This window comes from Streptococcus mitis (genome assembly GCF_005144795.1).
In the GTDB taxonomy this organism is placed as follows: domain Bacteria; phylum Bacillota; class Bacilli; order Lactobacillales; family Streptococcaceae; genus Streptococcus; species Streptococcus mitis_BB.
In genome coordinates, this window is the sequence record NZ_SWFJ01000002.1 from 89,066 (window position 1) to 112,916 (window position 23,851).

Here is a 23,851-nt window from a genome sequence, read left to right on the forward strand (position 1 = left end):
TAGCTGTGAAATTTTAGAGTTCTTCAGAATAATATAATTTTCTTAAAGAAAGCTTAAATTTAGATTTTCTTAATACAAGAAAAAGCTAGGAAATGGTAAATTGTCTGACAGAGACACACTTCCTAACTTCTTATTTTTTAGTAAAACTCACCAGTCTTACTCTTCCTTATCTTGATTTTCAGTTCCTTTAACTGCTTTTTTAAATTCAGACAGCATTTTACCGATTGACTCGCCTAGTTCAGGCAATCGTTTTGGTCCAAAAATCAATAGAGCTCCTAAAACGATGATAATCAATCCTGGTGCTCCGATATCACGTAAGATTCCCATTTCTCTCTCCTTTCTGCTTGCGTTTCATAATGTGTTTGCTGATAGCAATACTCAATTCATAGAGTAAAATCAAGGGGGCAGTCATTGCCAAATCGCTGACAAAGTCAGCTGGTGTTAAGATGACTGCAAGTACCAATAAGATAAAATAAGCATATCGGCGATAAGTAATCAATAATTCTGGGCCAATGAGTCCAATAGACGTCAAAAAGGCAATGATAACTGGCAATTCAAAAATCAAAGCCAAGGGCAAGGTAGTTTGAAAAACAAAGGACAGATAATTTTGGGCGGTTAACTGCGTTTCAAATAATCCCTCTCCTAGCCCTAATAAAACCTGAAGTATGGCTGGCGTTACAAAGTAAAAACCAAAAGCCAGTCCAACTAGAAAACAAAGAAAACTAGCTGGAATATAGGCAAAAATTGCTCTAGCTTCTTCCTTCTTTAAACCTGGTTTGATGAAAGACCAAATATGATACACCGTATAAGGCAAGGTGATAGTAAAGGCCATCAGACTAGCCAAGCGTATGTATATCCATAAAATATCATTAGGGCCTAAAACAATCAACTTTTGCTGAAAAGATTGGGTCACATACTGGTAAATCTGGTCTGCAAAAAGCAGAGAAACACAGAATACCAAAAAGAAGCAAATGACTACTGCCAATAATCTCTTTCTAAATTCTACCAGATGTTCAACGATTGTCAATTCTTTTCTATCCATTTATTTTTCACCCTGTCTGAAAGTGACAATCAAAACGATAACAACAAAGACTATCTGGCTAACCAAACCTTCCCAACTTGGATAAATTCCAAGTAAGTCGATAGTTGGAAATCCTGTCAGCAAGTGGTTAGGAGCCATATTGGTCAACTGAAGAGCATGGACACTAACTCCCAGCATCTTAAAGGCTAGGGCATAAATCATCCAAGTCAGGATAAAAAAGACCTTATGTGGCAGGAAGAATTGACTGGCCTTGTTCATCACAAGGGCAATAGCTACCAGAATAAGCAAGGCAAGTGAAATTCCCAAGACAAATTCAAAGCTAGAAATTCTTGGTAAAATCCCAACATAAAAGAGAATGGTTTCTGCTCCCTCACGGAAAACCGCTAGAAAACTGAGGGCAAACATGGAAATAAAGGAACCTGTCTTGGTCACTGTTTCCATTTGTGATTCCATAAAGGCATTCCATTTTTTGACTGAGGATTTGCTGTGGAGCCAGATTCCAATCAAAATCATCATAGCTACCGCAAAAATCCCCACTGCTCCTTCGATGATTTCACGGTTGGAGCCTGATGTTACTGCTGGAAAGGCAATTTGCAGGATAAAGGCAATAAAGAGACTGGCCATGATTCCAGTGGTAGCCCCACCATAAACCCACTTGAGCCCTTTACGCATCTTAGCTGCTTTCAAGGTCGTTACCAAGGCCATAACGATTAAGAGTGCCTCTACACCTTCTCTTAGAAGAATCAGCATGGCATCAAAGGCATTGTATCGTGCGCTGGTATCAATTTGTGATAAATCTGCAATCAGTTTTTCTAATTTTTCTTGGTAATCCTTCTCACTTCCCTTGACCATAATCACAGGACTTTCGCTTTCCACTCTAGTATAGAGGGATGGATTGGTCGTGCTAACAGAACCCTCAATCGTTGGCCAGATAGTAATAAATTCCTTCATACTAGCTGCTCCTGATACTTGGTCACCAGTTTGAAATTGTTCCAAAGCCTTCTTTAAAAGGGCAATGCCGTCTTTAAGACTCAGATCAGAAGATGCTTCTGCTACTTCTTTTCCAGTTACAAAATCATCAATAGCCTTTTTTAAGTCTTCAAAGGAAGTCTGGATAGAATTAAAATCAGTAGAATCAGTTTCCATGCTACTACGCAGGAAGGAAATAGCTGTTTCAACACGTCCATAATGGGCTGTACTATTATCACGAACCACACTTTCATTGATAGTCCAAGTGGAATTCATTTTCTTAAATGCCTCTCGAACCTTTTCCAAATCTTTGGAAGCAATGGCTTGTTCTAGCGCTTCAAAACGAGGACTTAGACGGTTGATCAATTTTTCTTTTTCCGCATCTAAGTCAACAGGATTTTGTTCTTTTTCAAAGGCTAATAGGGCTGAGGAAATTGCGGTGAGTCTGTCTTCAGTAATATCTCCTGATTGAGCTAACTTTTCCTTAACGACTTTACCAGCCTCAGAATCCTTATTTTCTACTCTTTCAAAGTCTGTTGCCATCTCTGTAACAAGTTTCTGGGCTTCAGACTGATTGCCATTTTTGACTGCTTTGGACGCATCTGTGATTTTCACAAAGTAAGAACTCAAGCTTTCTTGGGCACCTACTGGGGAAAGAATAAAAAATGACAAAGCTAAAACCAGTAACCAGCTTCTAGCCTTCCAGTAATTTTTGTCCAATGTAGCCTCCTTTCTCCACACCACCAAAGCAAGCAAAGAGTCCACTACCGATATGAGTGATGTATTCATTCATCTTATCAGTAGCACCTAGATTGGTTTGAACCTTGACAAAGTTATCAGGATCCTTCTGGAAAGAAATGAAGAGCAAGCCCGTATCAAACTGGCCAGTTTTTTCATCAATCCCATCTGAGTAAGAGTAAGAACGACGCAAAAGTGGTTTCTCCACTTCCTTGGCCAAACGGACATGCGAATCATCAGGCAAAAGACTCAAATCCACTTCATCAAACTCGTTCTTCTTGCCAAAGGGGGCACCACTTTCCTTGTAACGGCCGAAGGTATTTTCTTGTTCTTCAAGACTAGTACGATCCCAGGTCTCTAAAAACATCTGAATCCGACGAACTGCCATATAAGAACCATTTTCCATCCAGTCCTTACTATCAGCCCAGATAACACGATCAAAGTCTTTCTCCTTGGTTGGATTTGCCGTTCCATCTTTAAAACCAAAGAGGTTACGCGGAGTCTCCATTCGATCTCCGATAGCTGCAAATCCAGACTGACTCCAACGAAGGGTCACTGCATTTCTCCCCTTACGGATGAGGTTGCGAATAGCATGAAAGGCAACTTGCTCATCATCTGCACAAGCCTGAATCACAATATCTCCACCAGTATATTTTTCACGTAATTGCTCTTTAGGAAACGGCGGTAAATCCCTAAAAACTTGAGGACGCTTGTTTTCCAAGTTCATCTTTTTCAAGAAACTTGCAGACACACCAAAAGTCAGCGTCAAACGATGAGGATTGAGCCCGACTGTTTCACCAGTATCGCTAGGAGGTAAGAGAGCATTCTGTCCATCTTTTTTGACCAATTCCCCCTCGACCAACTTGGCACTATAATCCGTCCAATCCTTGAACAACTGGATAATCTTATCCTTATCCGTCGTGTGCAAGTCCAAAACAACAAAATAGATATTCTTCTGCATGGGCGTACTAATCCCTGCTTGATGCTTACCATAAAAAGCAATTTTTTCATTTCCGTACGAGATTTTTTCCTGATTTCCTAGCTTAGGTGCGAAAAAAGCAGAAGCACCAGAGAGTCCTAGCGCTAAGCCAGCCCCTCCAATCCCTGCTTTTTTTAGAAATTCTCGACGGTCCATTTTCTTCTCGAAAAACTTTTCGTCTTTTTCAGTCATGACTCTTATTCTCCACTAAGAAATTTACCCATTTGTGATAGAGGCTCACCAAGTTTTGTCACAGCTTCTGACAATTCCTTAGTATCTTCTTTTGTCAAATCTGTATAAAGCTTGTAGTGTTCTTTGTCTGTCATGTGTTTGTCCAACAAACTATTGACAGACTGGAAGTCTGTTTCCAATTCTTTAACTAGGTTAGCGTCTGATTTTTCAAGTAAAGGTTTAAAAAGTTGGAAAATCTTCTCAGCACCTTCAATATTGGCACGGAAGTCATACAAGTCTGTGTGAGAATAAATTTCTTCTTCACCTGTAATCTTGCTTGTCGCTACTTCATTAAGCAAGTCAACTGCTCCAGTCAACATAACCTTGTAGTCCACATCCACAGTTGCAATCTTAGCCTTCAATTATTTGATATCATTGACTAGTTGATCGCCATAACTTTCAGTTCCTTTAGTTGTATTTTCTTCCCAAAGGATACGCTCGATACGGTGGAAACCTGACCAACCTTCCTCAGTCTTGTTTTCATCAACATAGTCTGCTAAACGGAAGTCAATCTTGACATCTGACTCACCAAAACTTTCGGCAATCGGTTCTGAACGCTCATAAGACATACGAATCAGTGGATAAACCTTCTTAGCCTCTTCTAAATTGCCTTCTTTCAACAGTTTGACAAAGCCTTCCGTATCTGTCAAAAGTTTATCAATTTGCTCTTGTACAAAAGTCTTATAGTCAGCAGTAGCCTTATCAAGCATTTTTTGCTTGTCTTCAGACAAGGCTGTTACCTTAGAGGAATCACTTGTGTTACTTGGCTTAGATTGATTATTGGCACAAGCTGTCAATAGCAAGGCTGAAGATAAAAGGATAAAACCTAGTTTTTTCATTGTATACTCCTATTGGTTCAGAAGACCTGAATTTATTTTACGTTTCATTATATCATGTCTTCTCTCATTTTTTAATGAATTGTCAGAAAATTTAATGTTTAAAATTCGAAATAGAAAATAATGTTTTTAATTTAACCCAATAGACCAATAAATATTCGCAACACTATCAGGAAGTAACAAAAAACCGATCAGCTATCTAACTTAAGCTCTATACTATCTGTTGTTGAAACACGAAAAAACTCTCTACTAAGAGAGTTTTTCTTGATAATTCTTACAAAAGGAAGGAGCTCTCCTACAACTTTTATTCACATTTATATGTTGTGTCTTCTAAAATTTTCAACTATTCCTACCAAACAAAAGGCGAACAAATTCTCAGGCTTCCCAGTAGACATGAATTTGCTCGCTTTTTTGGTGCCTTGGAGACAGACAAAGACAAATGGACAATATTTTATAGGTAATCTAGAACTTAAAAACCATCCAAATCCACATAATTTAAAATGGAAGACCGTGTCTCAATTCCTTATAGGTAAGGTATAACATGCGGACTTCTACATCGAGGTAGAACGTATCAATCGACATGAAACGAGTTACTTACGGTGAGTTCTACAAGTCTCAATTCCTTATAGGTAAGGTATAACAACAGCATTTTCGCTGTTTCTAGATTGATTATATCAAAAAATAGGGCTTTGTTCAAGATTGCAAACTTTAGCCACGCGCTTGCGATGAACATCGTATGTCCAGATAATATACATTTATTTTCGCTTTTTGAAATAGATGAAAGCAACTGTGAAAAGAGGAATAAGCAAAGTAAGCCAAGATGAATACGTCAGGCACAGATTGCAAATCGTCAGACAGTGTTCTTGCAGTTCTTTGATATTCGGAATGATTGCTAATGCAATACTTAAAACTGTTAGTACTAATACTCTGTCATTTAACTTATTGCTTGCTTCCGTCTGGCTGATATCATGTAGTTCACTGATTTGACTATCTAGGAGATTGATATGCTTCTCGATATAGAGAGAGGTTTGCAGCAATTCGTAGATTTCAATCGCCTGCTCCTGCGGGCAAAGTTCCGGAAGCAGAAATTGATTTTTAAAGGTCGTGTAAGCCTTCTGCAGCTTCAGTTTATCAGAAACTCTCGCATTGACCCTATCCCCTGCATCCTTAGAATACTTCAGAATACCAATCCTCTGGCTGAGCGTAATCAAAGCCAAGTCCAGATATTCCGTCAAAAAGTAGCCTTTGAGGAAAGATTCTGGAAAAACAGAACCACTCATAAAAATCATGGAATGCTGACTGGCCATATAAAGACTTCCATCAGCTGACCACCTCGTATAGAGAAGCTTTTCCAGCTCTGCCTTTAGCATATCTCGACTCAGACATGTTGAATCTCCCTTATCAACGTATAAAATACTAAAAAGAAGCTTCATCTCTTTTAAACTTTGCTCAGAATCATCAAAATTCGCCCAATTCGTCGTTTTATAAATCAAGTCCTCTACTTCAGGAACCATCATGTAGCTCACCACATACATCCGGTCATCAATGATGATTTCCAGATGAGGCTTAGACTCAAACTGCGAAATATCCTCTGGAAATATCGCTTCCTCAGGCAAGCCAAAGAAATCCTGCAAAATTTCTTTCGGAGCCGACATGATCCCATAGGAGGAAATTAAGTCGGACGGCTGTGGAGGCTCGTTAATTTTGTCACTCTTAATCAGCTCAATATTATTTGGTGAGACTAAATCACGCAGCAATGTAGTCAAAAAAGGAGCATAGAGATGACGACCATACTGGTTGATGTTTTTAATATCTTCCAATTTATCTTTGCAACGATTTTCCATTGAAAAAATCAGGAAACCTGCTTCTAAATTTGGAAAATAACGAAGCATGATATAGTCAAGCGTCAGGTCATAAAACTCCAGTTTGTCGATGTGATTATAATAAGAAATCCGATAGACATCACCTTTTTCTAAGCCAGTATAAGCATAGTTTGTGACCAGCTCAGGATTGCGGAAAATCAGCTCCTCTGCTTTTTTATTAAAATATCGACGATAAGCGTACTTTAAACGCTCGCTTTTTTCACCAGCTTCTACATTCAGATAGGGAAGGTCATTGGTATCTTGGCTGAGTTTCTTCCATTTGGAAGACTTCGGAAAAGACTCCAGCCCCTTGGCCGCAAAGGGTAAAACAAAGATATGGTGACTAAATACAGATTGACTCTCAGACATAAACAACCTCCGAGTAAGATATCTCCTCATGAAAACACTTCCAATACACCACAAAAAACTTGCTTCCGCGAGTTTTTTTCAGTTGGATAAAACAATTCCTTATAGGTAAGGTAGAACCAAAAGTGTGCGGTGTGTTCGAGTGTGGTGAACTCGAAAAAGTCTCAATTCCTTATAGGTAAGGTAGAACTTTATCAAGAGAATTTCCCACAACGTGCTGAGAAGGAGAAATTTAAGTCTCAATTCCTTATAGGTAAGGTAGAACAGATCAATGGGATAAAGAAGCACAAGCTCATTACAACGCTCTGTCTCAATTCCTTATAGGTAAGGTAGAACATACTGCAAAACAAGAGCAGGAGAAATCCAAGGTTGAGGCTGAAACTAAGTCTCAATTCCTTTTAGGTAAGGTAGAACGATTGCAAAGAACTTTACAAGAGTTCGCCGAAGAGAAAAGAGTCTCAATTCCTTATAGGTAAGGTAGAACACGTCATTAGTGTATTTGTATATGATGCCTCAAAGCATAGTTTATGCTATGTCTCAATTCCTTATAGGTAAGGTATAACATATTGAAGGATATCAAGTGGTATCGAACTATTCATGGATGCCAGACTATAAGTCTCAATTCCTTATAGGTAAGGTAGAACTCACATCAACTACCAAGAAGAGTGTTTAGATGCCATGGCTCGTATGATTGTCTCAATTCCTTATAGGTAAGGTATTACAAGTTGAACGTATTGCAAGTGGGAATGTTGAAAATACATTTGTGTCTCAATTCCTTATAGGTAAGGTAGAACACAGTGGTCAACAACATTCCTAAGTTTGAGACTAAGAAAGATATCGTTATGTCTCAATTCCTTATAGGTAAGGTATAACTTCCTCCAAAATTAGCATTCCCAAAGAAATAGCAATTAAAATGGGCTACGCGTCTCAATTCCTTATAGGTAAGGTATAACACTTTTTGGCGTTTTGGCTGAATGTGTAAAGGCAGTAGTCTGCAAAACTAGTCTCAATTCCTTGTAGGTAAGGTAAAACTTTTGGGGTTTAAACCCTGGCGAAACGGTTAATATCTATAAAGATATGTCTCAATTCCTTATAGGTAAGGTAGAACAAAGAAGAAAACCGTATCTTTGCGTCTTGGGGTCAGTCAGGTAACAAGTCTCAATTCCTTATAGGTAAGGTACAACAACAGCATTTTCGCTGTTTCTAGATTGATTGTATCAAAAAGCAGGCTTTTTTTCAAGATTTCGATAAAAAAGTCGGTCGATCTTTTTTGTCCTAGCGCTCTTGCCAACTAAGATTGAACTCCTATCCCTGTACGATAGCTGACTTCACTTGTTTCTAAACTCTTTGTAAATGCTGCCTTATATTCAGACTCCTTAATCTGAACAAGCTCCTCTATACCTTTTCGAGCTATTTGAGTTGCGCAAGTCCCTCAGATACGATTTGTAAATCCCCTTGTCGATTGAGCTCTGCTACTCTAACTGTCCGAAACCAACATTCGTTTTGGCGCCAATGCCTACATCAGTCAAGATGCTTTTAAATAACTCTATTTTTTGTTTAACCGTAATTTGAACTCCATCTGAAAGCTGACACTCATTCAGATAAAAGCCAAATTCAAAAGAGATTCCAGGCTTAACTTTCAGACAGTTGATTGGAATAGGATTCTTGATAATGTCACTATGAGGCGTAATGAATTCCAAAGCTAAACACTGTTGCTTTGTTTTATTTTTAGAAGTTGGATAAGCATCTAAAAAGACATCATTATCTTCAAAAATATCATCTTTCAAATCATAGATTTCTTCATCCGAGAGTTCTGGTTCGAGAAGTGACTGAATATACTTCATCTTTTGCTGATTAATATCATCTTTGGTATCTTCTTTCCTAGGAAAGACGCTTTTCAATATTCCTTTGACAGAGGAGCCAGGTATATAGGGCAGTCCCGTTACATAATCAAAAGAAAAGCCAGAATAAATAGAACCCTTTGATTTCAAATCATGGGGATTGCCAGTTCCTATCATGAGGCCAGGATAAATGGTTTCCAAAGAAAAGGTTTGGAAACTTGCTACACCTTTTGAAGCATTTTTCAAATGCTCCAAAGGTGATAAAGACAGGTCAAATTTAAAATCCTGCAAAGCCTTATTTCTCTCACGAAATTGCTCCTCACTAGATGGTGATCCACCCAGTTCATAAACTAAACCTGATTTTTCTTTTCGCTCCTCTAATCCTTTAAAATATTCATGATAGTAGATATAAGACATGTTTTTTGAACTAAACATCATCCTTACCCTCCATTTTTCTCGTCTTCCTTGACTTTTTCATCTTTTGACTCAATTTCAAACAAGTTTAACCCTAGTTTTATCGCAATGGCTGCATGCAATACATCTTCTTTGATAGCGAAACTCTCATTATCATTTTTGAACGATGTCACATACTCAAACAAGGTGGTTTCTGTAATGGCTGTGTTTTCTTTCTTCAAAACTTCCAAAATCATAACAGGTAGCTTCGTACGATCTTCTTTGGCATTTTTTGATTTAGCCGAATAGTAGGCAACTGCTGCTGGGAGGCTTCCCATTGTAATAGCAGCTCCAAAAGAAGCAATATAGCCTCTAAACTCATTTGGAATTGGCTCCGTAAGCTCCTTTTCAATCACCTCAACAGCAATAGGAAGCAACTGATTTATTCTGTTCTTATCCATTGTTTGCTCCTTCTTCATTTCCTGAAATCACTTTAATAACCTTGCAAAGTCCATAACCTACAGAAGCATTTGCACCAAACTGGATGATTTTCTCTCTCACCGAATCCGTAAAAATCTCTAAAAGGTTTTCTGACTCACTGGTTGAAACCACCACTGCAAAATAGAAAATCGACTTGTGGGGCACAACTTCCTCATACCACAAATTAGTTTGTTCTCCGACCTTATTCCGAGCAATTACTGGTAAACCATATTTTTCAAAGCAAGAATTATCTTGGTCCAGAGTTATCTTCTCATCTCCACCCTTTATATCTGCTATTGAAACATCTTCTAATTGAAAATTTTTAATCATTTGCTTGAAATCTTTACAGGCTGTTTCTGGAACGTGTATTGAATATGGCTTGTCCCCACCACTTATCGAACGAATTGGCAGGGCTAGTAGATTCGCGCTAAGAAATTTTAATGCGCCTGAAGTAGTAACCTTACTATTTTCCGAACCGAATATTTCATCAATGTTCGATAAGTCATTTTCTTCAAAGAAGGCTCTCAGAGCACCTTTGACACCTGAAGAGTTGATCGTCGGAAATCCCGTCACAACATCTCGCTCCACTTCGTTATCAATGATGTTAAAATTAACATCTCCATTTCCTACATGCAAATTTGTTAAACATTCAATGACAAAAATTTTTGATTTCATTTTTTACTCCTTACTTCCTGTAATCTTATAAATAGTATTATAACCTGCTGGCTCTAAACCAGTTTTTACCGAAATAGCATCATCACCATAAAAGACGCTCCCTGCCTTATAAAGAAGACTAGATCCTTGTAAATCAAGTCCTCTCAGACGATTTTTACTAAGGTCTGTATGAAGCTGGCGAACTAGTTTTTCCTCTAAAATCGCAAAGCCCTTAACATCATCTAACAGGCACACATCTGATAGGCAGTATTGCCAAGTCTGACCTTGTGGAGTATGCTTCTGGAAATGCTCTGTAATTTCACTTTCTAATTTATCTTCCGATTCTTGAACGGAAACCTTGAAGAGTGTACCTTTCTGTCCCATTGAGACAAGTCCGTCCGTCAACTGAACACCCTTTTCCACCGTCACATAAACCGCAAATTCGTAATCTTTCTGCAGCTGATGTACCTCTCGCTTAAATAGACGATCAGCATCAAAATTTTGGGATAGTTTTTCCAATTCTTCTTGAAAGTGATTTTTTCCCTCTTTGTTATACTTTTCTAACAAATCCATAAAATCATTTATAAACTCGGTTAAACTAAGATTGCTATTCTTGTCTAAATTAAAAACTTCCTGTTTCATTTCTTCATTCACAAACGACTTACACAATTCTCGAAGATTTTGCTTCAGCTTCCCCAGATCATTCTGCGTAACACGCCTTACACCAGTCGCTACCTTAGTACTAAATATATCTTCGGCTGCTTCTAAATGACCTGTGTTAATATTGTAATAGCCATCCCCATGCCCTTCTTTAGGATTATATTCCTTAGATTTGGGCAGAGCGATTTCACCAAAACTAGTTGGCAGTGTAATTTCTTCCTCTAGTATTATTGGTTCAAACTGATCAATCCCCTCTCTCCCCTGCTTGTTGTTAAAAGGATTTGGTATGACGACTTCCTTACTATTTTTACGCAAAAAGATTGGAGAGATTTTTTCTAATTTTCCGAAACTTTGTACACCTCCATTTAGAGAAAAGCTCTTCTCTCCGATTAGAGCTTTGATTTTATCTCGCGTATTCTCATCATACTGAAAATCCTGCTTCAGATCAATCCCATCGCTGACTAAGATAAGATAGCGTATCATCCCAAAGACTGTGGACTGTTCAGGAACGCGATTAGTGCGGATAAAATAAGGAGCGTATTCATCCTCCGAATAGTTATTTTTACCGACAAAGCTAAAGCGTCTATCTGAACCAAAAGAATAGTCTCCTAGCGGTCTAAACGTCACAAGATAGTCTGTCATCACTTACCTCCCTGCCAAAACTTTACCAAAAATAAAATAGCCTGCAACTCCTTGGTATAGTATTCTCCTATACTCATATTTCGCTTTGTACAAATTCCATCAACCTTTTCTTTCATATCTACCATATCTTGATATTCTTTCAAATAGTTGTCATAGAAAAATTCAGCTATTTCTTCCAAATAGTCATGATAGGTCAACTGGTTAGGATTGTTAAAGTTATTTAAAAACCTAGTTTTATATTTTTGAAAGTCAAATTCATTCTGTGCGGTTTTTTCAAACAACAACTTAAAAATAATTTCGGTATCTTGTAGATTATAGAGGACCGATTCCAGTTCTTGATCGTTCGTAGTTGCTCGATAGTTTATCAGATTATCAATCATCTCTAACTTCTCGTTTTCTACCATCAATTGAACGGTTTTTCCGCTGTGTTTTACCAACTCTATCCCTAGACGATTACCTCCACTGATTTCACTACCATTCGGACGTTTACTGCAACTTTCTTTAGCCTTATAAAGTTGAACTCTAGCTCTTTCCAGCGCTTCATATAGAGGATATTTGACATACTGAATAGCAACACCAAAAGACAAGCTGACATTGATGTCATCATCTGGTAGATTTACTTCTTCCAGGCCTTTTTTCAAGGTTTTTTTGAACATTTCGTCCAATTCACTACATAAGGAGAAAAGAGACTGAACAGGAGCAATAAATAGTAAATCATCCCCACCAGCATAAATAGTCATTCCCCCATATTTTCCGACAAGTTTAGCCGCTTCACCAGCATAGTCTAAGCAAGCCCTCGAAAAAATATTTATCCTCTCAGACTGTTTAGAGATTTCTACATCTTTACATAAAGCTCTCAAAAGAGTTCCGACCTTATCCCCATCTGAATTAACGACTGCATAGTATTCGCTTCTGGTCGGTGCTACCTCACCATCAGGGACTTCTTCAGAGGAGCTTTCCTCTCTCTTTAGAGATAGAGCTATATCTTCTATTGATTTCAATTCAGAAGCGTGGTCTGAGCAGCTTATAACCAACTGACTATTTGGTTTGATATCTGTAAATAGCTTACTTTTTTTAATATGAATATTCCGATTGTCTTTCTTACCTGCAAAGAATGGAGCAAATAGATTCTTATCTGTTCTTCCCTTACCTGCTGCTATTAGCTCCAGCGCATCCAAAGCATCATTCAGTATTATAGCTATGTTATTTCCAGCTTTTCCACTTTTTCCTATAATTTCGTTTATAGTTTTTTCATTAAGAATAACAAAATCAATTCTCAGATAATTGTTAATAAAATTCTCAATCTGCCCTGAATTAAACTCTCCGAATTTCTCAGCCATTTCTTTCTTCACTGCTGAAATTATACTCTGTAATTCTCCCTCAATTACTGTATTATTATCAACTAAAAACAGAATCCGATCATGGTAACGACCAATACCATCTTCTTGTGGTTTTTGTTTACTATTAGAGTCATAAAACGGTGAAAAAATCTTGACATTTGGAATCTCAACAAGTTTTTCACAGAGTTTCTTTGTCACCGTTGAGAAAAAATAACTGCCAAACCACAAACCTGCCGGAGAGATCGCCTCTCCAATGGTTTTAAAAATCGGACCTATTGTAATACCTACGTATTTCATTTATTCATCTCCTTTGGTGTGGTATTTATCTATTTGTGGACCTTTGATTTTACCTCGATTTTCGTTATAATATTCAACAGCCTCATCTAGAAAATCTTCTAAACAAAAGTCATTTAATGCTGGGGTATCTAATTTTAGTTTCTCTGGCTTTTCTTTTGGCTGAATACCATGAATGTGCCCCCTTTTTTTATCAAGTTCATAGGTAAAAACAAATTCTTTTTCCCATATCCTCTCATCAATTTTTTTAGGAATAATATAAATGATCTTATTAATCACCTTAAATGTTAAAGGAGAAGGGAAACGTTCGATAGTTTCATCAGCATGTGAAATTTTAATATTCACATCAACTGCACCACCTTTTTGCCTTCTTTGATCCTTAAAAGCAAAGGAAGAAGATAGACCAAGCAATGCTCTAACGTAACACTCTTTATGGCTATTAATTTTGGGTTCCTGTTTTACTTTGTTTTGATTTGAAGCGTATGGATGATCTATAATTTCTGTTTTTAAAGCAGTTTTTTCATTTTTTATTTCCTTGTCACTCATATATTTAAACAAAAAGCCTTTTATATATTCTTTATGATTAATCCCTCCTTTAATAATCTTATAGAAGTTTTCAATAATCCTAAAAATCTTTTTTATTGCTTCAAACTTAGCTAACTTTTCAACTAGCTTATTACAATCTATCTTATATAATGTTTTTAAGCCAAACTCTTCCATTAAGATTTTTTCAACATTTTCTTGGTCAACCTGATTATTTTGCTCGGGATTCATTTCGTGATCAATTATAGTAAAACTACCATATCCTTTTCCTTGCGCAGCTCCAAAATTTGTCACTATGAAAAAGTTTTTGATATGCTTAACTATCAATTTTTGAAGAATAGGATCAAAACAAGTAATGACTATTCTTGGATTAGTTATGACCATTCTTTTTTGGTCCTTAGCATAATAGAGAGGGATATCAACATCTTCATCTTCTTTGTTTACGTCTATAACCTCTTTCTTTTTTGCTATAAACTTCATCTTATAAGGTAACAGTTCATAGGTTGCAAGTTCCTCAGGTTCCTTCGTCCAAAGATATTTATCAAATTTTGGCTTCACTTCACTAGCTCTAAGAGTAGCTCCTTTAGCATTAACACTAGGCTGGAAATGAATAATTGGTGCATGACATTTTAAGTCAAGCTCTAACTTACAATTCCTAAATTCCATATCCATTTTATCCTCCTATTCTTCAATCACAAACATCCCGAATCCCATTGAATTCTTCTCACCAAGCCCAACTTGATAGAGGAAATCTAACACCTCCGCATCTCCTCTTATCTCAAATTCTCCTCTCCAACCTGTTATGAGAAAGTCTTTGTATTTGGTAACAAACTTATTTTTTAAAGAATAATTTATCGGTTCTATATCAAATCTACCTGTCGGTACTTTATGATAATAAGCTTGATATTTCCTCTCAAAATTCTCCATGATTCTGCTCTTAAATTCTGTATCAAACGGATTGTAATACAATGTTTTTTTGGTGTCAGCATCTGTAGAACGAACCACCAAGGGAGAAATCATCCGAATCTTATAAGAGGTCCCCGTCAATTTCTTCTCTCCAATTTTTACATTTAAAATTTTTACAAGGTTCTGCCCAATCCTCAATGTCTCTAGATTCAACAAAGACTCCACAATAGTCAATAAAATGTTTTTGTCAACTGTACGAATTTCAAATCGCACCTTATCAAGAAATTCTATTCGTTTTCCGTGGATTTTATATTGACCTCGCAATAACGAAAATGTGAACAGTTTAAAATGTTTATCCTCTATCTGATAGCCCGTCTCATGAATTTTTCTAGATAGTTTTTCTTTATTATCTAATAGATTATAAATCATCGATTGAAGGAGATAATTATAATTCACTGGCAAGCTAAACTGATCAATTTTTTTCAGTTCAATCAATAATTGCATCCTTCTTTCCTCCTTAAATGAATATACAACTTCTTATATTATAAATATTACATGATTTTGTAACCGCTGTCAAATCATATTATAACTGTTTCTCAGACTTAACTAACTGTTAGAATCTCTAATCTTCAAATCCATAAATTCAAACAATTTATGTTGAATTTTGATATAAGAATTTATCGACTATTTTGAGATATTTTACAAAAATCTATCGTTTCAGCATCGCTTTTACAATGATAAAATAGTTAGAGAAGTCTATGATTTCGAAATTGAATTTCTTTATCTAAAAGTGAGCAGATAATTTAATCTGAATCATTGCAATTTATAAATTCAGTAATATCAATTTTAAAATTTACTCTAGTAACATTAGAAATTTTAAGAGAGGGTGTATCTCTTCCCCACTCTTTACCATGGATAAAATTTTTTCAAAATCATCTTTTCGTACAAAACTAGCTGCAGACAAATTCATATCAAAATTCATACTAGGAATTATTGTGTGCTTTTAAAATAATATAAGTAATCAGTATTACTCTTTGTTCAAACAAAAATAATGAACTTCTCATTTGTGATTATTAGTGTTCATAGGTCACTCTTAATAAATAATCTAATTATAGACAGTAACAAAAAAATTTCACTTTTTTCCTACTATATCACTGAATACACTAATGATAGTAATCTACATTTTCTAAAAGATTAATTAAAATAAATAGCTATCATTTCTTCTAATATATAAAAAAATATTACATATAGTAACTAAAATTGAAATAATTAACCTAACCTGTTATTCAAGAAGTTAAGAACATTTAATTTATAAAGTAATAATTTTACTATTTTCAGAAGTGTTCAATTGGTACAAAAATGAATTAAAACGTGGTTCAATAAACTTTTATTGAAGAGATTTTAAACTTTTCATTGGAAAACAAAAATGATATAATAGATAGTATACTTCCTGATTCTGTCTAGACTAACAAAAGTAGACAGTAGTGCTAGTTATCGAGTTCCCTATCGGAACCTAGATAGTTTATGTTAGCTATTGTTTTAGTAAACTGATGGGTGATAGAAAACGACGTAGAAAGCGAGCTGTCCTCACCAGAAAAGAGGCCGAGGAATCTGAAGCTAAGTGTAGGCTTCATGACTTACATCAAGCTACCTTTTTAAAAGAAAAGTGAACAGATTTGGCTTTTTTAAAATAATAATTCAGTTTCTTATACCTTAATACGAAAGGAATCTTAAAAATAATATGATGAATATGCAAAACATGATGCGTCAAGCACAAAAACTTCAAAAACAAATGGAACAAAGTCAAGCAGAACTTGCTGCTATGGAGTTTATTGGAAAATCTGCTCAAGACCTTGTCCAAGCAACCTTAACTGGAGATAAGAAAGTTGTCAGCATTGACTTCAATCCAGCTGTCGTTGACCCAGAAGATCTTGAAACTCTTTCTGATATGACCGTTCAGGCCATCAACTCTGCTCTTGAACAAATCGATGAAACTACCAAGAAAAAACTGGGTGCTTTCGCTGGGAAATTGCCATTTTAAGCATAAGAAAAACAAGCATTCAAGAGAATACTTGCCTATCATGGGAGGAACAACTGTTCCTCTTTTTGCTTACTAAAAATTAAAGAATTCCATGGCCTGTTTGAAAAGCAAATCAGTATACTCTGGGTTTTCTTGAGCAATAGTAACCTGATCTTGAATCATTTCCAAGTCATCTGTTATCATGCCATCAGCTCCCAAATGAACTGATTTATCAAAGGACTCTGAACTATTGATGGTCCACACGTACAATTTCTGATCCGTATTCCAAAGCTTATTGACAAAATTTTCATCTAAAGTTGAATACTCCATGGTATAGCCTGTAGCCTTGGTTCTTGGAAAAATGCTATTATAAGGTAGGATGAAAAAGACTGGAATTTGAGTATCGTAGGCTAAAACCTGGTCAATCACATGGTAGTCCAAGGATTGCATTTGGTGACCATTCTGCTTAAGAACAGTTCCATATTTTTCCATAAAGCGTTTCATCATATCTGGGCTATCTTTTCGACTGGTTTTAATTTCAATGAGGAGTTTTTGATGCAATTCATTGGCTTTATTGAGATAGTCATCAAAACTGGACACCTTGCTATGATAACCATTTTCTGAAATATTGAGTTTGGTTAATTCTTCCAAAGTGAGATCCTGAGGATTGGCATTGACTCCTGTCAATTTCTTGATATTGGCATCATGCATCATGACAAACTGGCCATCTTTTGTTTCCTGAACATCCGTCTCAACAAAGTCTGGACCTAGTTGGGCTGTCCTTTCTAGAGATTGGACAGTATTTTGGACACCATTCTTATTAGATACTCCCCTGTGAGAAATGATTAAAGGTTTATGTGAAACTGGAGCTTCTAAATAAACATAACCCTCAAGAGCGAAAAAGATACAAGCACAGCCCATCACTCCCCATCTCATCCAGTGGTCTTTCTTTCTCCTTGGTGTGATTTCTAGTTCTTCTCCTGTTAAGAAGGAAACAAACTTAATGAGAAAGTAAGTCAAGGCCATATAGTGGAAATTCTTAATCAAGACAAAGTTGATAATTCCCATAACAAGAGATTCCTTATGGGTCAAACTATCCATCAGTGCCTGACTTGCCAAGATTGGAATCAATAAAAGAATGAAAAATAAGTAGGTTTTGACGACAATCCAAAGCAAATTCCAAGTATAAAACCAGGAGTGCTTTCTTGTCTTCTCTAGACTGTATCTGACTGCCTCTTTGACTGTTTTCTTCTCAAATAAAAGCTGAGGTAGGGCAAACATGAAACGCACTGAAATATAAAATAGAAGTAAAGCTAGAATAGTAACCACTATACCTACTAGCCAATACTTGTCTTCCACATAATCAACGATAAAGTCTGGAATGACAATTTTATTTAGGTAGTAAATCTTTAAAATCTTTCGAATCAATGGAAAGAGCATCATGACATAAAAGAAGATAAAGGCTATCTTTGCAAGCGTGACTTGCTTCATAAACAAGAAACTTTGGCGAAAGACCTTACGACTGTACTCCAGCAAGGTCCTTTTTTCATGGCATAATAAATGCCGAGCACCAATAAAGAGAAGTCCTATCTGGTAATAGGCGACCAATAAATTAACAATTACTAGAACAAATAAAGCAAGACTAATAAAGGGTGAACCCGTTATAATGGCAAAAATATTGTTGTAGGAAAGAAAGAGATAGCCTGTCTGACGGAGCAAAAGTCCAGCAATCCAAGAATTTGATGGTAACCAGACAAACTCAATCATCATGAAAGTCAAGAAGAAAAGAAAGAGTATTTTATCTAGATTAAAGTATATCTGCTTAAAACCTAGATTTTTAGGTTTTTCAGGTTTCATAGGCACTCCTAGTCAAATAATTGAGACAAGTCCAAGCCTCCAAAAGGATTATTCGAGAGGTTACTTTCTGCCCCTAACAACTCTCTAGCTTGATCCGACTCTAGAAAGGACTCGTAAACACGCGCCGTCATACGAGCATCCTCTAAGCTATTATGAGACTGACCTTGAAATCCAAGAAATGAGGCAACAGTTTGCAATTTGAGATTGGCAATACCATGTAAATCCGAACTCCGACGTTCAAAAGCTTCATCATATAAATCTACCTTGTACTGCTGACTGTAGTCTAAACCATGCTCTGCGAGAATAGGCAAATCACTTTTAGCAGCATTGTAGCCTACCATGGGTAAAGAACCCACAAAATTTTGGAAATCTTTTATAACTTTCTCCACTGGAGGAGCATCTTTTAAGGTCTCAGCTGTAATCCCAGTCAAACCATTGATAAAACTTTTTAAAGGTACATTGGTATGAACATAGGAATCATAGGTATCGATTTCCTGACCATCTCTAAAACGCACTGCCGATACTTGAATCAGGTGTGTTTGCCCTTCATGCTGATTAAATTCTAAATCGAAAGCAATGTAATCTTCTAATCGTTCCATTCTATACTTCTCCCATACGGTTATTTTACTTGAGCAACTATACTATTTAGAAATAAAAGAAGCCATCAGGTTAGCATGTAACCTAAACAGCTCCTTGATTATCCTCCAAATAAACGAGCAAAAAAGCCTTTCTTAGTGGATTGGACTTCTTCTTTTGCTTGGTCTAGCTCTAGCTTAAGATTTTCTTGATCCTTCATGGCTTGAAGGGTCAATTGTTGCTGCTGATCGAGTTGTTTGTCTTTCTCAGCAATCTGACGGTCTTTGATACGCATCTGCTCGTCTTTTTCTGATAACTGACGATCCTTGGCTTTTAATTGTTCATAAAGACGGAGAATTTCTGCATTCTTCTCATCAACTAGAATCTCCATCAGTTCACGTTGCTTGACATCTTCACTGACAGGCTCATCTTCAAAAATCGTTTTTTTATAGATTTCTTCTAGCTTAATCAAGCCACTTCTGGTAACGACTGTTACCCCTTTGTCATTTTTATCTGTGTCTTCTTCTGGTAATTCTTTGACACGATTATTGATTGCTTGACGAGATAATCCTAAAACCTCTGCAATCTCACTGACGGTCATTTCAATACTCATAATATCCTCTGAAACGTTTTCTAGCTTTTCTTTACTTAAATCTTATCATAAGCTAGATAAACTGTCAAATTTCCGCTTAATCTAAAGCCTTCAAAAAGGCTAACAAGACTTGGGCAGAGCGTCGTCCAGCTTCGATAATAAACTCATCAAAAGAGATGTTTGCTTCATGGTTGGCATTGTCACTCATAGCTCGAATAACTAAAACTGGAAGATTAAGGGCATGCGTCGCCTGAGCAATAGCTGCACCCTCCATCTCAACAGCTAAAACTTCTGGGAAATGGGACTTAATCGCTTCTATCTTATCATTTCCTGCAACAAAACTATCTCCTGTAGCAATCAAACCAAGATGCCAATTTTGATCCAATTGAGATAAACTCTCTTGGATTTTGGCGACAAAGGTTTTATCTGATTCAAAATAAAGCGGTTGTTGCGCCATTTGTCCATAAGCATAGCCAAAAGCTGTGACATCCACATCATGATAGGTTAATTTATCAGCAATCACAACATCCCCAACAGCAATACCTTCTGCTACTGCCCCGGCTGAACCCGTATTAATCAAAGCATCCACTTGGAAATGATCAGCCAAAATCGCCACACTCATAGCAGACATGACCTTACCAATTCCACTTTCTACAAGAACGACCTCATGCGAGGCAAGGTTTCCTGTATAATAGGTATTGCCTAAAACAACTTGCTCCTGGGCATTGTCTAAATGCTGGACCAGATACGCCAGTTCTTCTGGCATAGCCGCAATAATTCCTATTTTCATTTCAATTCCTTTTCTATTACAAAAGTTTCATTGCTAAGACAAGCAAAATCAAGAGAAAGATGACTGCAAATAAAATCTTATTTAACTTAGAATTGAAGATATTTCTCTTGGTATTTTCAATGCGACGGCTTTTATGAATAGACGGTTCGACCTGAATCTTCAAAGTTTCCTGGCTAAAACCATGATCCTTAGGATTGGCATAACCAAAACGGGAAGAAGAGGTTGGTAAAATCTTAGTCTCCTCATCATCTAGCAAAGGAGGACCTGAAATTTTTTCGCCTCTATTAGCTCTTTCGATTATTTCATCCGTTAATAAAGGTTTACCCATACTGACCTCCTCTATTTTTTGTGCAATTCCCAGTATTGAACAGCCATAATTGTCTTGGCATCACAGATATGACCTAATTTGATTAATTCCTTAGCTTCTTCTAAACTAACTTCAAGGACTTCCAAGGTTTCATCCTCATCCTGCGAACGCGGATTTTCCACCTTTGTCAAATCGCTTGCTAGGTATAGTTTTAACTTTTCATTACAAAAGCCAATGGCTGAGTAAAAATCGTACAAGAGTTCTAATTTCCCTGTATAGGCTGTTTCTTCCTCTAATTCACGCAGGGCTGCTGCGACAGGGTCTGTATTTTCTCCTACTTCCAGTTTTCCAGCTGGAATTTCGTAAGAGACAGCCTCGATGGCTTTGCGGTACTGCTTGACCAAGATGAGTTTTTGTTCATCCGTTACGGCTAAAACACAAACAGCCCCATTGTGGAAAATCAAATCCCGTTGGGCAGTTCCTTTACCTTCTGGTAATTCAACCTGATCTTGGACCAGTTTAAATATTGGTCCTTGATAGATTTCTTTTCTGCTAAGTGTTTTTTCTTCAAATTCCATGATAGGCTCCTACTGATTCTTAGGATGATGAGGAAGGCGTGTTGCATATTCGTCTTTATTAACCTGACGACCGCGGCCGATGGCAATCGCATCTGCTGGAACGTCTTTAGTTATAGTTGAACCAGCTCCAACGAGGGAATTGTCACCTAACTCAACTGGCGCAATAATGGTTGAATTTGAACCAACAAAGACATTGTTACCGATGACTGTCTTGTATTTGTTTTTGCCGTCATAGTTAACTGTAATCGTTCCAGCACCGAAATTAACGTTACTACCCACTTCACAGTTTCCGATATAAGTCAAATGACCAGCCTTGGTATTCTCGCCGATAGAAGAACCTTTCACCTCAACAAAGTTACCAATATGAACTTGGGCACCCAGACTTGAACCTGGACGAATGTGGGCGTATGGTCCAACAGTTACACCGTCTGCAACACTACTTTCTTCAATCATAGAGTTGGTAATAACAGCTCCTGCTCCGATAGTGCTATCCACTACATAAGTACCATTTGTCAAAACAGTCTCAGCACCAATTTTCGTTTGCCCCTTCAAGGTAACATTGGCTTCGATTTGAACTTCAGGAGCAATCTCAACATCAATATCGATATAAGTTGCTTCTGGATTGACAAAGCTAACACCATTGACCATGTGCTGATGATTGATGCGGCGACGCATAACCGACTCAGCAGTCGCAAGTGCCACACGGTCATTTACCCCAAGACTTTCATCAAAATCTTTCAAAGTATAAGCGCCAACTTTTTCACCAGCTTCACGGAAAATGCCAATGACATCTGTAATATAGTATTCGCCTTGAGCGTTATTAGTATTGATATTTTTCAAAGCCTCAAACAAACGCTCGTTATCAAAAACATATGTTCCAGTGTTGATTTCCTTGATTTGCTTTTCAAAATCTGTGGCATCTTTTTGTTCAACAATGCGAAGAACCTCAGCATTATCATTACGTACAATTCGTCCATAGCCAAAAGGATTATCTGTTTCAGCAGTCAAGATAGTGGCCACATTTTTATGATTGATGTGGAAATCAATCAAGTTTTTCAAACTTTCACCAGTGATTAAAGGAGTATCTCCTGCAATAACCAAGGTGTGACCTGACAAACCTTCTAAGATAGGCTCTGTCATCATAACTGCATGTCCAGTACCCAACTGTTCAGATTGAGTCACAAATTCTGTCTGTCCAGCCAAGACCTGCTCAACCAATTCTGCCTTGTGTCCCACAACTGTTACTGTCTTTTCAGGTTGGATAGCTCCCACACTACGGAAAACATGTTCCAACATAGAAATACCCGCAACCTTGTGCAACACTTTTGGCAAATCAGATTTCATGCGAGTCCCTTTACCCGCTGCTAAAATAATGGCATAATTTGACATAATCTTCTCTTTTCTATAGAAATTCCCTTTTATTATACCATATTTCAAATCATTCCGCGCTCTTGAATGAAAAAATACTCTAAAGTCCTTCCTTAACCCATTTTTTGAGTGTTTTTTTTGATTTTTTCCCATTTTTAAGGTAAAATTATGAGATATGAGAAAGAAAATTAATCCGCTTATTTTATTTAGTTTTTTTGGGATTATAATTTTCATTTTAATCCTGAATCGCCCTCGTTTTGAAGACCATCCCGTAAAAACAAAATCCAATATCGCCCAAGTAGAGACACAAGCACTACATAATATAGATAAACCGGTGATTGATGTTTCTGGTTGGCAGCGTCCTGAGGAAATTAATTACGATACTCTGTCTCAAAACATTTCTGGAGCTATCGTTCGCGTCCATAGTGGCGCTCAATCTTCAAAAGAAAACGATGCTTCCTTTGTTAATGGGGTAGATAAGGCCTTTAAAACCCATATTACCGAATTTCAAAAACGAAATGTCCCAGTTGGTGTCTATGCCTTTGTAGCTGGAAAAAGTGTCCAAGAAATGGAAAAGGCCGCTGAAGTTTTTTATAACGCTTCATCTCCATACAGCCCTAGCTACTATTGGCTAGATGTGGAAGACAAAACCATGTCCAATATGAACGAAGGGGTTGAAGCCTTTCGGGCAAAGCTAGAATCACTAGGTGCTAAGAATATCGGAATCTATGTTGGGGTTTACTTCATGGAAGAACACAGTATTGATACTGACAAGTTTACGTCTGTTTGGATTCCTTCTTATGGTTCTGACTCAGGATTTTACGAGGCAACTCCTAAGACTGATTTAGATTACGATATCCACCAGTACACTTCTAAAGGAAAAATTGCGGGCTTTGACCACGATTTGGATATCAACGTCATCTCTTCCTTAAAAAACAAAGAAGAAACCTTTAGAAAACTCTTTTTAAAACCTTAAAAGCATTTGTT

At 37.0% G+C, this 23,851-nt stretch carries 21 protein-coding genes, 1 pseudogene and 1 CRISPR repeat array; of the genes and pseudogenes, 2 read left to right on the forward strand and 20 right to left on the reverse strand.

Features of this window, described 5'->3' with window-relative positions; genetic code table 11:
* Window positions 1-156: 156 nt before the first annotated feature.
* The 13 genes and pseudogenes from tatA to cas6 all read right to left on the reverse strand — a co-directional run bounded on the left by tatA (window position 157) and on the right by cas6 (window position 15,280).
* On the reverse strand, window positions 157-327 hold the full coding sequence (gene tatA / locus FBF73_RS01910; protein WP_000512113.1) for a twin-arginine translocase TatA/TatE family subunit: 171 nt from the start codon (window positions 325-327) through the stop codon (window positions 157-159).
* Window positions 311-1,042 carry a twin-arginine translocase subunit TatC gene (tatC, locus tag FBF73_RS01915; protein WP_136936816.1) on the reverse strand — a complete coding sequence of 244 codons (732 nt, stop codon included), beginning with the start codon at window positions 1,040-1,042 and terminating at the stop codon, window positions 311-313. The genes tatA and tatC overlap by 17 nt, the downstream gene beginning before the upstream one ends.
* The gene (locus tag FBF73_RS01920; protein WP_136936817.1) at window positions 1,043-2,731 is read right to left on the reverse strand and encodes an FTR1 family protein; all 1,689 of its coding nucleotides are present in this window, start codon (window positions 2,729-2,731) and stop codon (window positions 1,043-1,045) included.
* A complete protein-coding gene (gene efeB / locus FBF73_RS01925; RefSeq protein WP_136936818.1) occupies window positions 2,706-3,920 on the reverse strand; it encodes an iron uptake transporter deferrochelatase/peroxidase subunit in 1,215 nt (404 codons plus the stop codon). Before efeB ends, FBF73_RS01920 begins: the two co-directional genes overlap by 26 nt.
* A gap of 5 nt (window positions 3,921-3,925) precedes the next feature.
* Window positions 3,926-4,798, reverse strand: a pseudogene (gene efeO / locus FBF73_RS01930) (iron uptake system protein EfeO).
* A gap of 752 nt (window positions 4,799-5,550) precedes the next feature.
* On the reverse strand, window positions 5,551-7,026 hold the full coding sequence (locus FBF73_RS01935; RefSeq protein WP_136936819.1) for a hypothetical protein: 1,476 nt from the start codon (window positions 7,024-7,026) through the stop codon (window positions 5,551-5,553).
* An 88-nt stretch (window positions 7,027-7,114) separates the two neighbouring features.
* A CRISPR array of direct repeats spans window positions 7,115-8,203; the repeat unit is 25 nt; unit sequence GTCTCAATTCCTTATAGGTAAGGTA.
* A 292-nt stretch (window positions 8,204-8,495) separates the two neighbouring features.
* Complete coding sequence (gene cmr6 / locus FBF73_RS01940) at window positions 8,496-9,302, reverse strand: type III-B CRISPR module RAMP protein Cmr6 (RefSeq protein ID WP_136936820.1); 807 nt, start codon at window positions 9,300-9,302, stop codon at window positions 8,496-8,498.
* Window positions 9,303-9,304: 2 nt separating this feature from the next.
* Window positions 9,305-9,718 carry a type III-B CRISPR module-associated protein Cmr5 gene (locus tag FBF73_RS01945; protein ID WP_240798237.1) on the reverse strand — a complete coding sequence of 138 codons (414 nt, stop codon included), beginning with the start codon at window positions 9,716-9,718 and terminating at the stop codon, window positions 9,305-9,307.
* Window positions 9,711-10,412, reverse strand: coding sequence for an RAMP superfamily CRISPR-associated protein (locus FBF73_RS01950; RefSeq protein ID WP_136936822.1), 702 nt, complete (start codon window positions 10,410-10,412; stop codon window positions 9,711-9,713). Before FBF73_RS01950 ends, FBF73_RS01945 begins: the two co-directional genes overlap by 8 nt.
* 3 nt (window positions 10,413-10,415) lie before the next feature.
* Window positions 10,416-11,693, reverse strand: a complete 1,278-nt coding sequence (locus tag FBF73_RS01955) for a type III-B CRISPR module-associated Cmr3 family protein (protein ID WP_136936823.1) — start codon at window positions 11,691-11,693, stop codon at window positions 10,416-10,418.
* Entirely contained in the window at window positions 11,693-13,330 is a 1,638-nt protein-coding gene (gene cas10, locus FBF73_RS01960; protein WP_136936824.1) for a type III-B CRISPR-associated protein Cas10/Cmr2, read from the reverse strand. The genes FBF73_RS01955 and cas10 overlap by 1 nt, the downstream gene beginning before the upstream one ends.
* Window positions 13,331-14,542, reverse strand: a complete 1,212-nt coding sequence (locus tag FBF73_RS01965) for a hypothetical protein (protein ID WP_136936825.1) — start codon at window positions 14,540-14,542, stop codon at window positions 13,331-13,333.
* 9 nt (window positions 14,543-14,551) lie between these two features.
* Complete coding sequence (gene cas6, locus FBF73_RS01970) at window positions 14,552-15,280, reverse strand: CRISPR-associated endoribonuclease Cas6 (RefSeq protein WP_136936826.1); 729 nt, start codon at window positions 15,278-15,280, stop codon at window positions 14,552-14,554.
* A 1,237-nt stretch (window positions 15,281-16,517) separates the two neighbouring features.
* On the opposite strand from cas6, the gene FBF73_RS01975 reads away from it, so the two are divergent.
* Window positions 16,518-16,817: a YbaB/EbfC family nucleoid-associated protein gene (locus FBF73_RS01975; RefSeq protein ID WP_136936827.1), complete on the forward strand. Its 300-nt coding sequence runs from the start codon at window positions 16,518-16,520 to the stop codon at window positions 16,815-16,817.
* A gap of 72 nt (window positions 16,818-16,889) precedes the next feature.
* Here the strand turns inward: FBF73_RS01975 and FBF73_RS01980 are convergent, their stop codons facing one another.
* The 7 genes from FBF73_RS01980 to glmU all read right to left on the reverse strand — a co-directional run bounded on the left by FBF73_RS01980 (window position 16,890) and on the right by glmU (window position 22,885).
* Window positions 16,890-18,653 (reverse strand): glycerophosphoryl diester phosphodiesterase membrane domain-containing protein, encoded by a 1,764-nt coding sequence (locus FBF73_RS01980; RefSeq protein WP_124787390.1) that lies wholly within the window; start codon window positions 18,651-18,653, stop codon window positions 16,890-16,892.
* Between the two features lie 8 nt (window positions 18,654-18,661).
* Window positions 18,662-19,252: a 3'-5' exonuclease gene (locus tag FBF73_RS01985; RefSeq protein WP_124787389.1), complete on the reverse strand. Its 591-nt coding sequence runs from the start codon at window positions 19,250-19,252 to the stop codon at window positions 18,662-18,664.
* 98 nt (window positions 19,253-19,350) lie between these two features.
* Window positions 19,351-19,842 carry a chromosome segregation protein RocS gene (gene rocS / locus FBF73_RS01990; RefSeq protein WP_000021242.1) on the reverse strand — a complete coding sequence of 164 codons (492 nt, stop codon included), beginning with the start codon at window positions 19,840-19,842 and terminating at the stop codon, window positions 19,351-19,353.
* A 76-nt stretch (window positions 19,843-19,918) separates the two neighbouring features.
* Complete coding sequence (locus FBF73_RS01995) at window positions 19,919-20,611, reverse strand: 5'-methylthioadenosine/adenosylhomocysteine nucleosidase (RefSeq protein ID WP_124787388.1); 693 nt, start codon at window positions 20,609-20,611, stop codon at window positions 19,919-19,921.
* Between the two features lie 16 nt (window positions 20,612-20,627).
* Entirely contained in the window at window positions 20,628-20,939 is a 312-nt protein-coding gene (gene macP, locus FBF73_RS02000; RefSeq protein ID WP_084927356.1) for a cell wall synthase accessory phosphoprotein MacP, read from the reverse strand.
* An 11-nt stretch (window positions 20,940-20,950) separates the two neighbouring features.
* Window positions 20,951-21,496 (reverse strand): NUDIX hydrolase, encoded by a 546-nt coding sequence (locus FBF73_RS02005; RefSeq protein WP_124787387.1) that lies wholly within the window; start codon window positions 21,494-21,496, stop codon window positions 20,951-20,953.
* A 9-nt stretch (window positions 21,497-21,505) separates the two neighbouring features.
* Complete coding sequence (gene glmU, locus FBF73_RS02010; RefSeq protein ID WP_125411190.1) at window positions 21,506-22,885, reverse strand: bifunctional UDP-N-acetylglucosamine diphosphorylase/glucosamine-1-phosphate N-acetyltransferase GlmU; 1,380 nt, start codon at window positions 22,883-22,885, stop codon at window positions 21,506-21,508.
* A 154-nt stretch (window positions 22,886-23,039) separates the two neighbouring features.
* On the opposite strand from glmU, the gene FBF73_RS02015 reads away from it, so the two are divergent.
* The gene (locus tag FBF73_RS02015; RefSeq protein ID WP_124787385.1) at window positions 23,040-23,840 is read left to right on the forward strand and encodes a GH25 family lysozyme; all 801 of its coding nucleotides are present in this window, start codon (window positions 23,040-23,042) and stop codon (window positions 23,838-23,840) included.
* Window positions 23,841-23,851 lie beyond the last annotated feature (11 nt).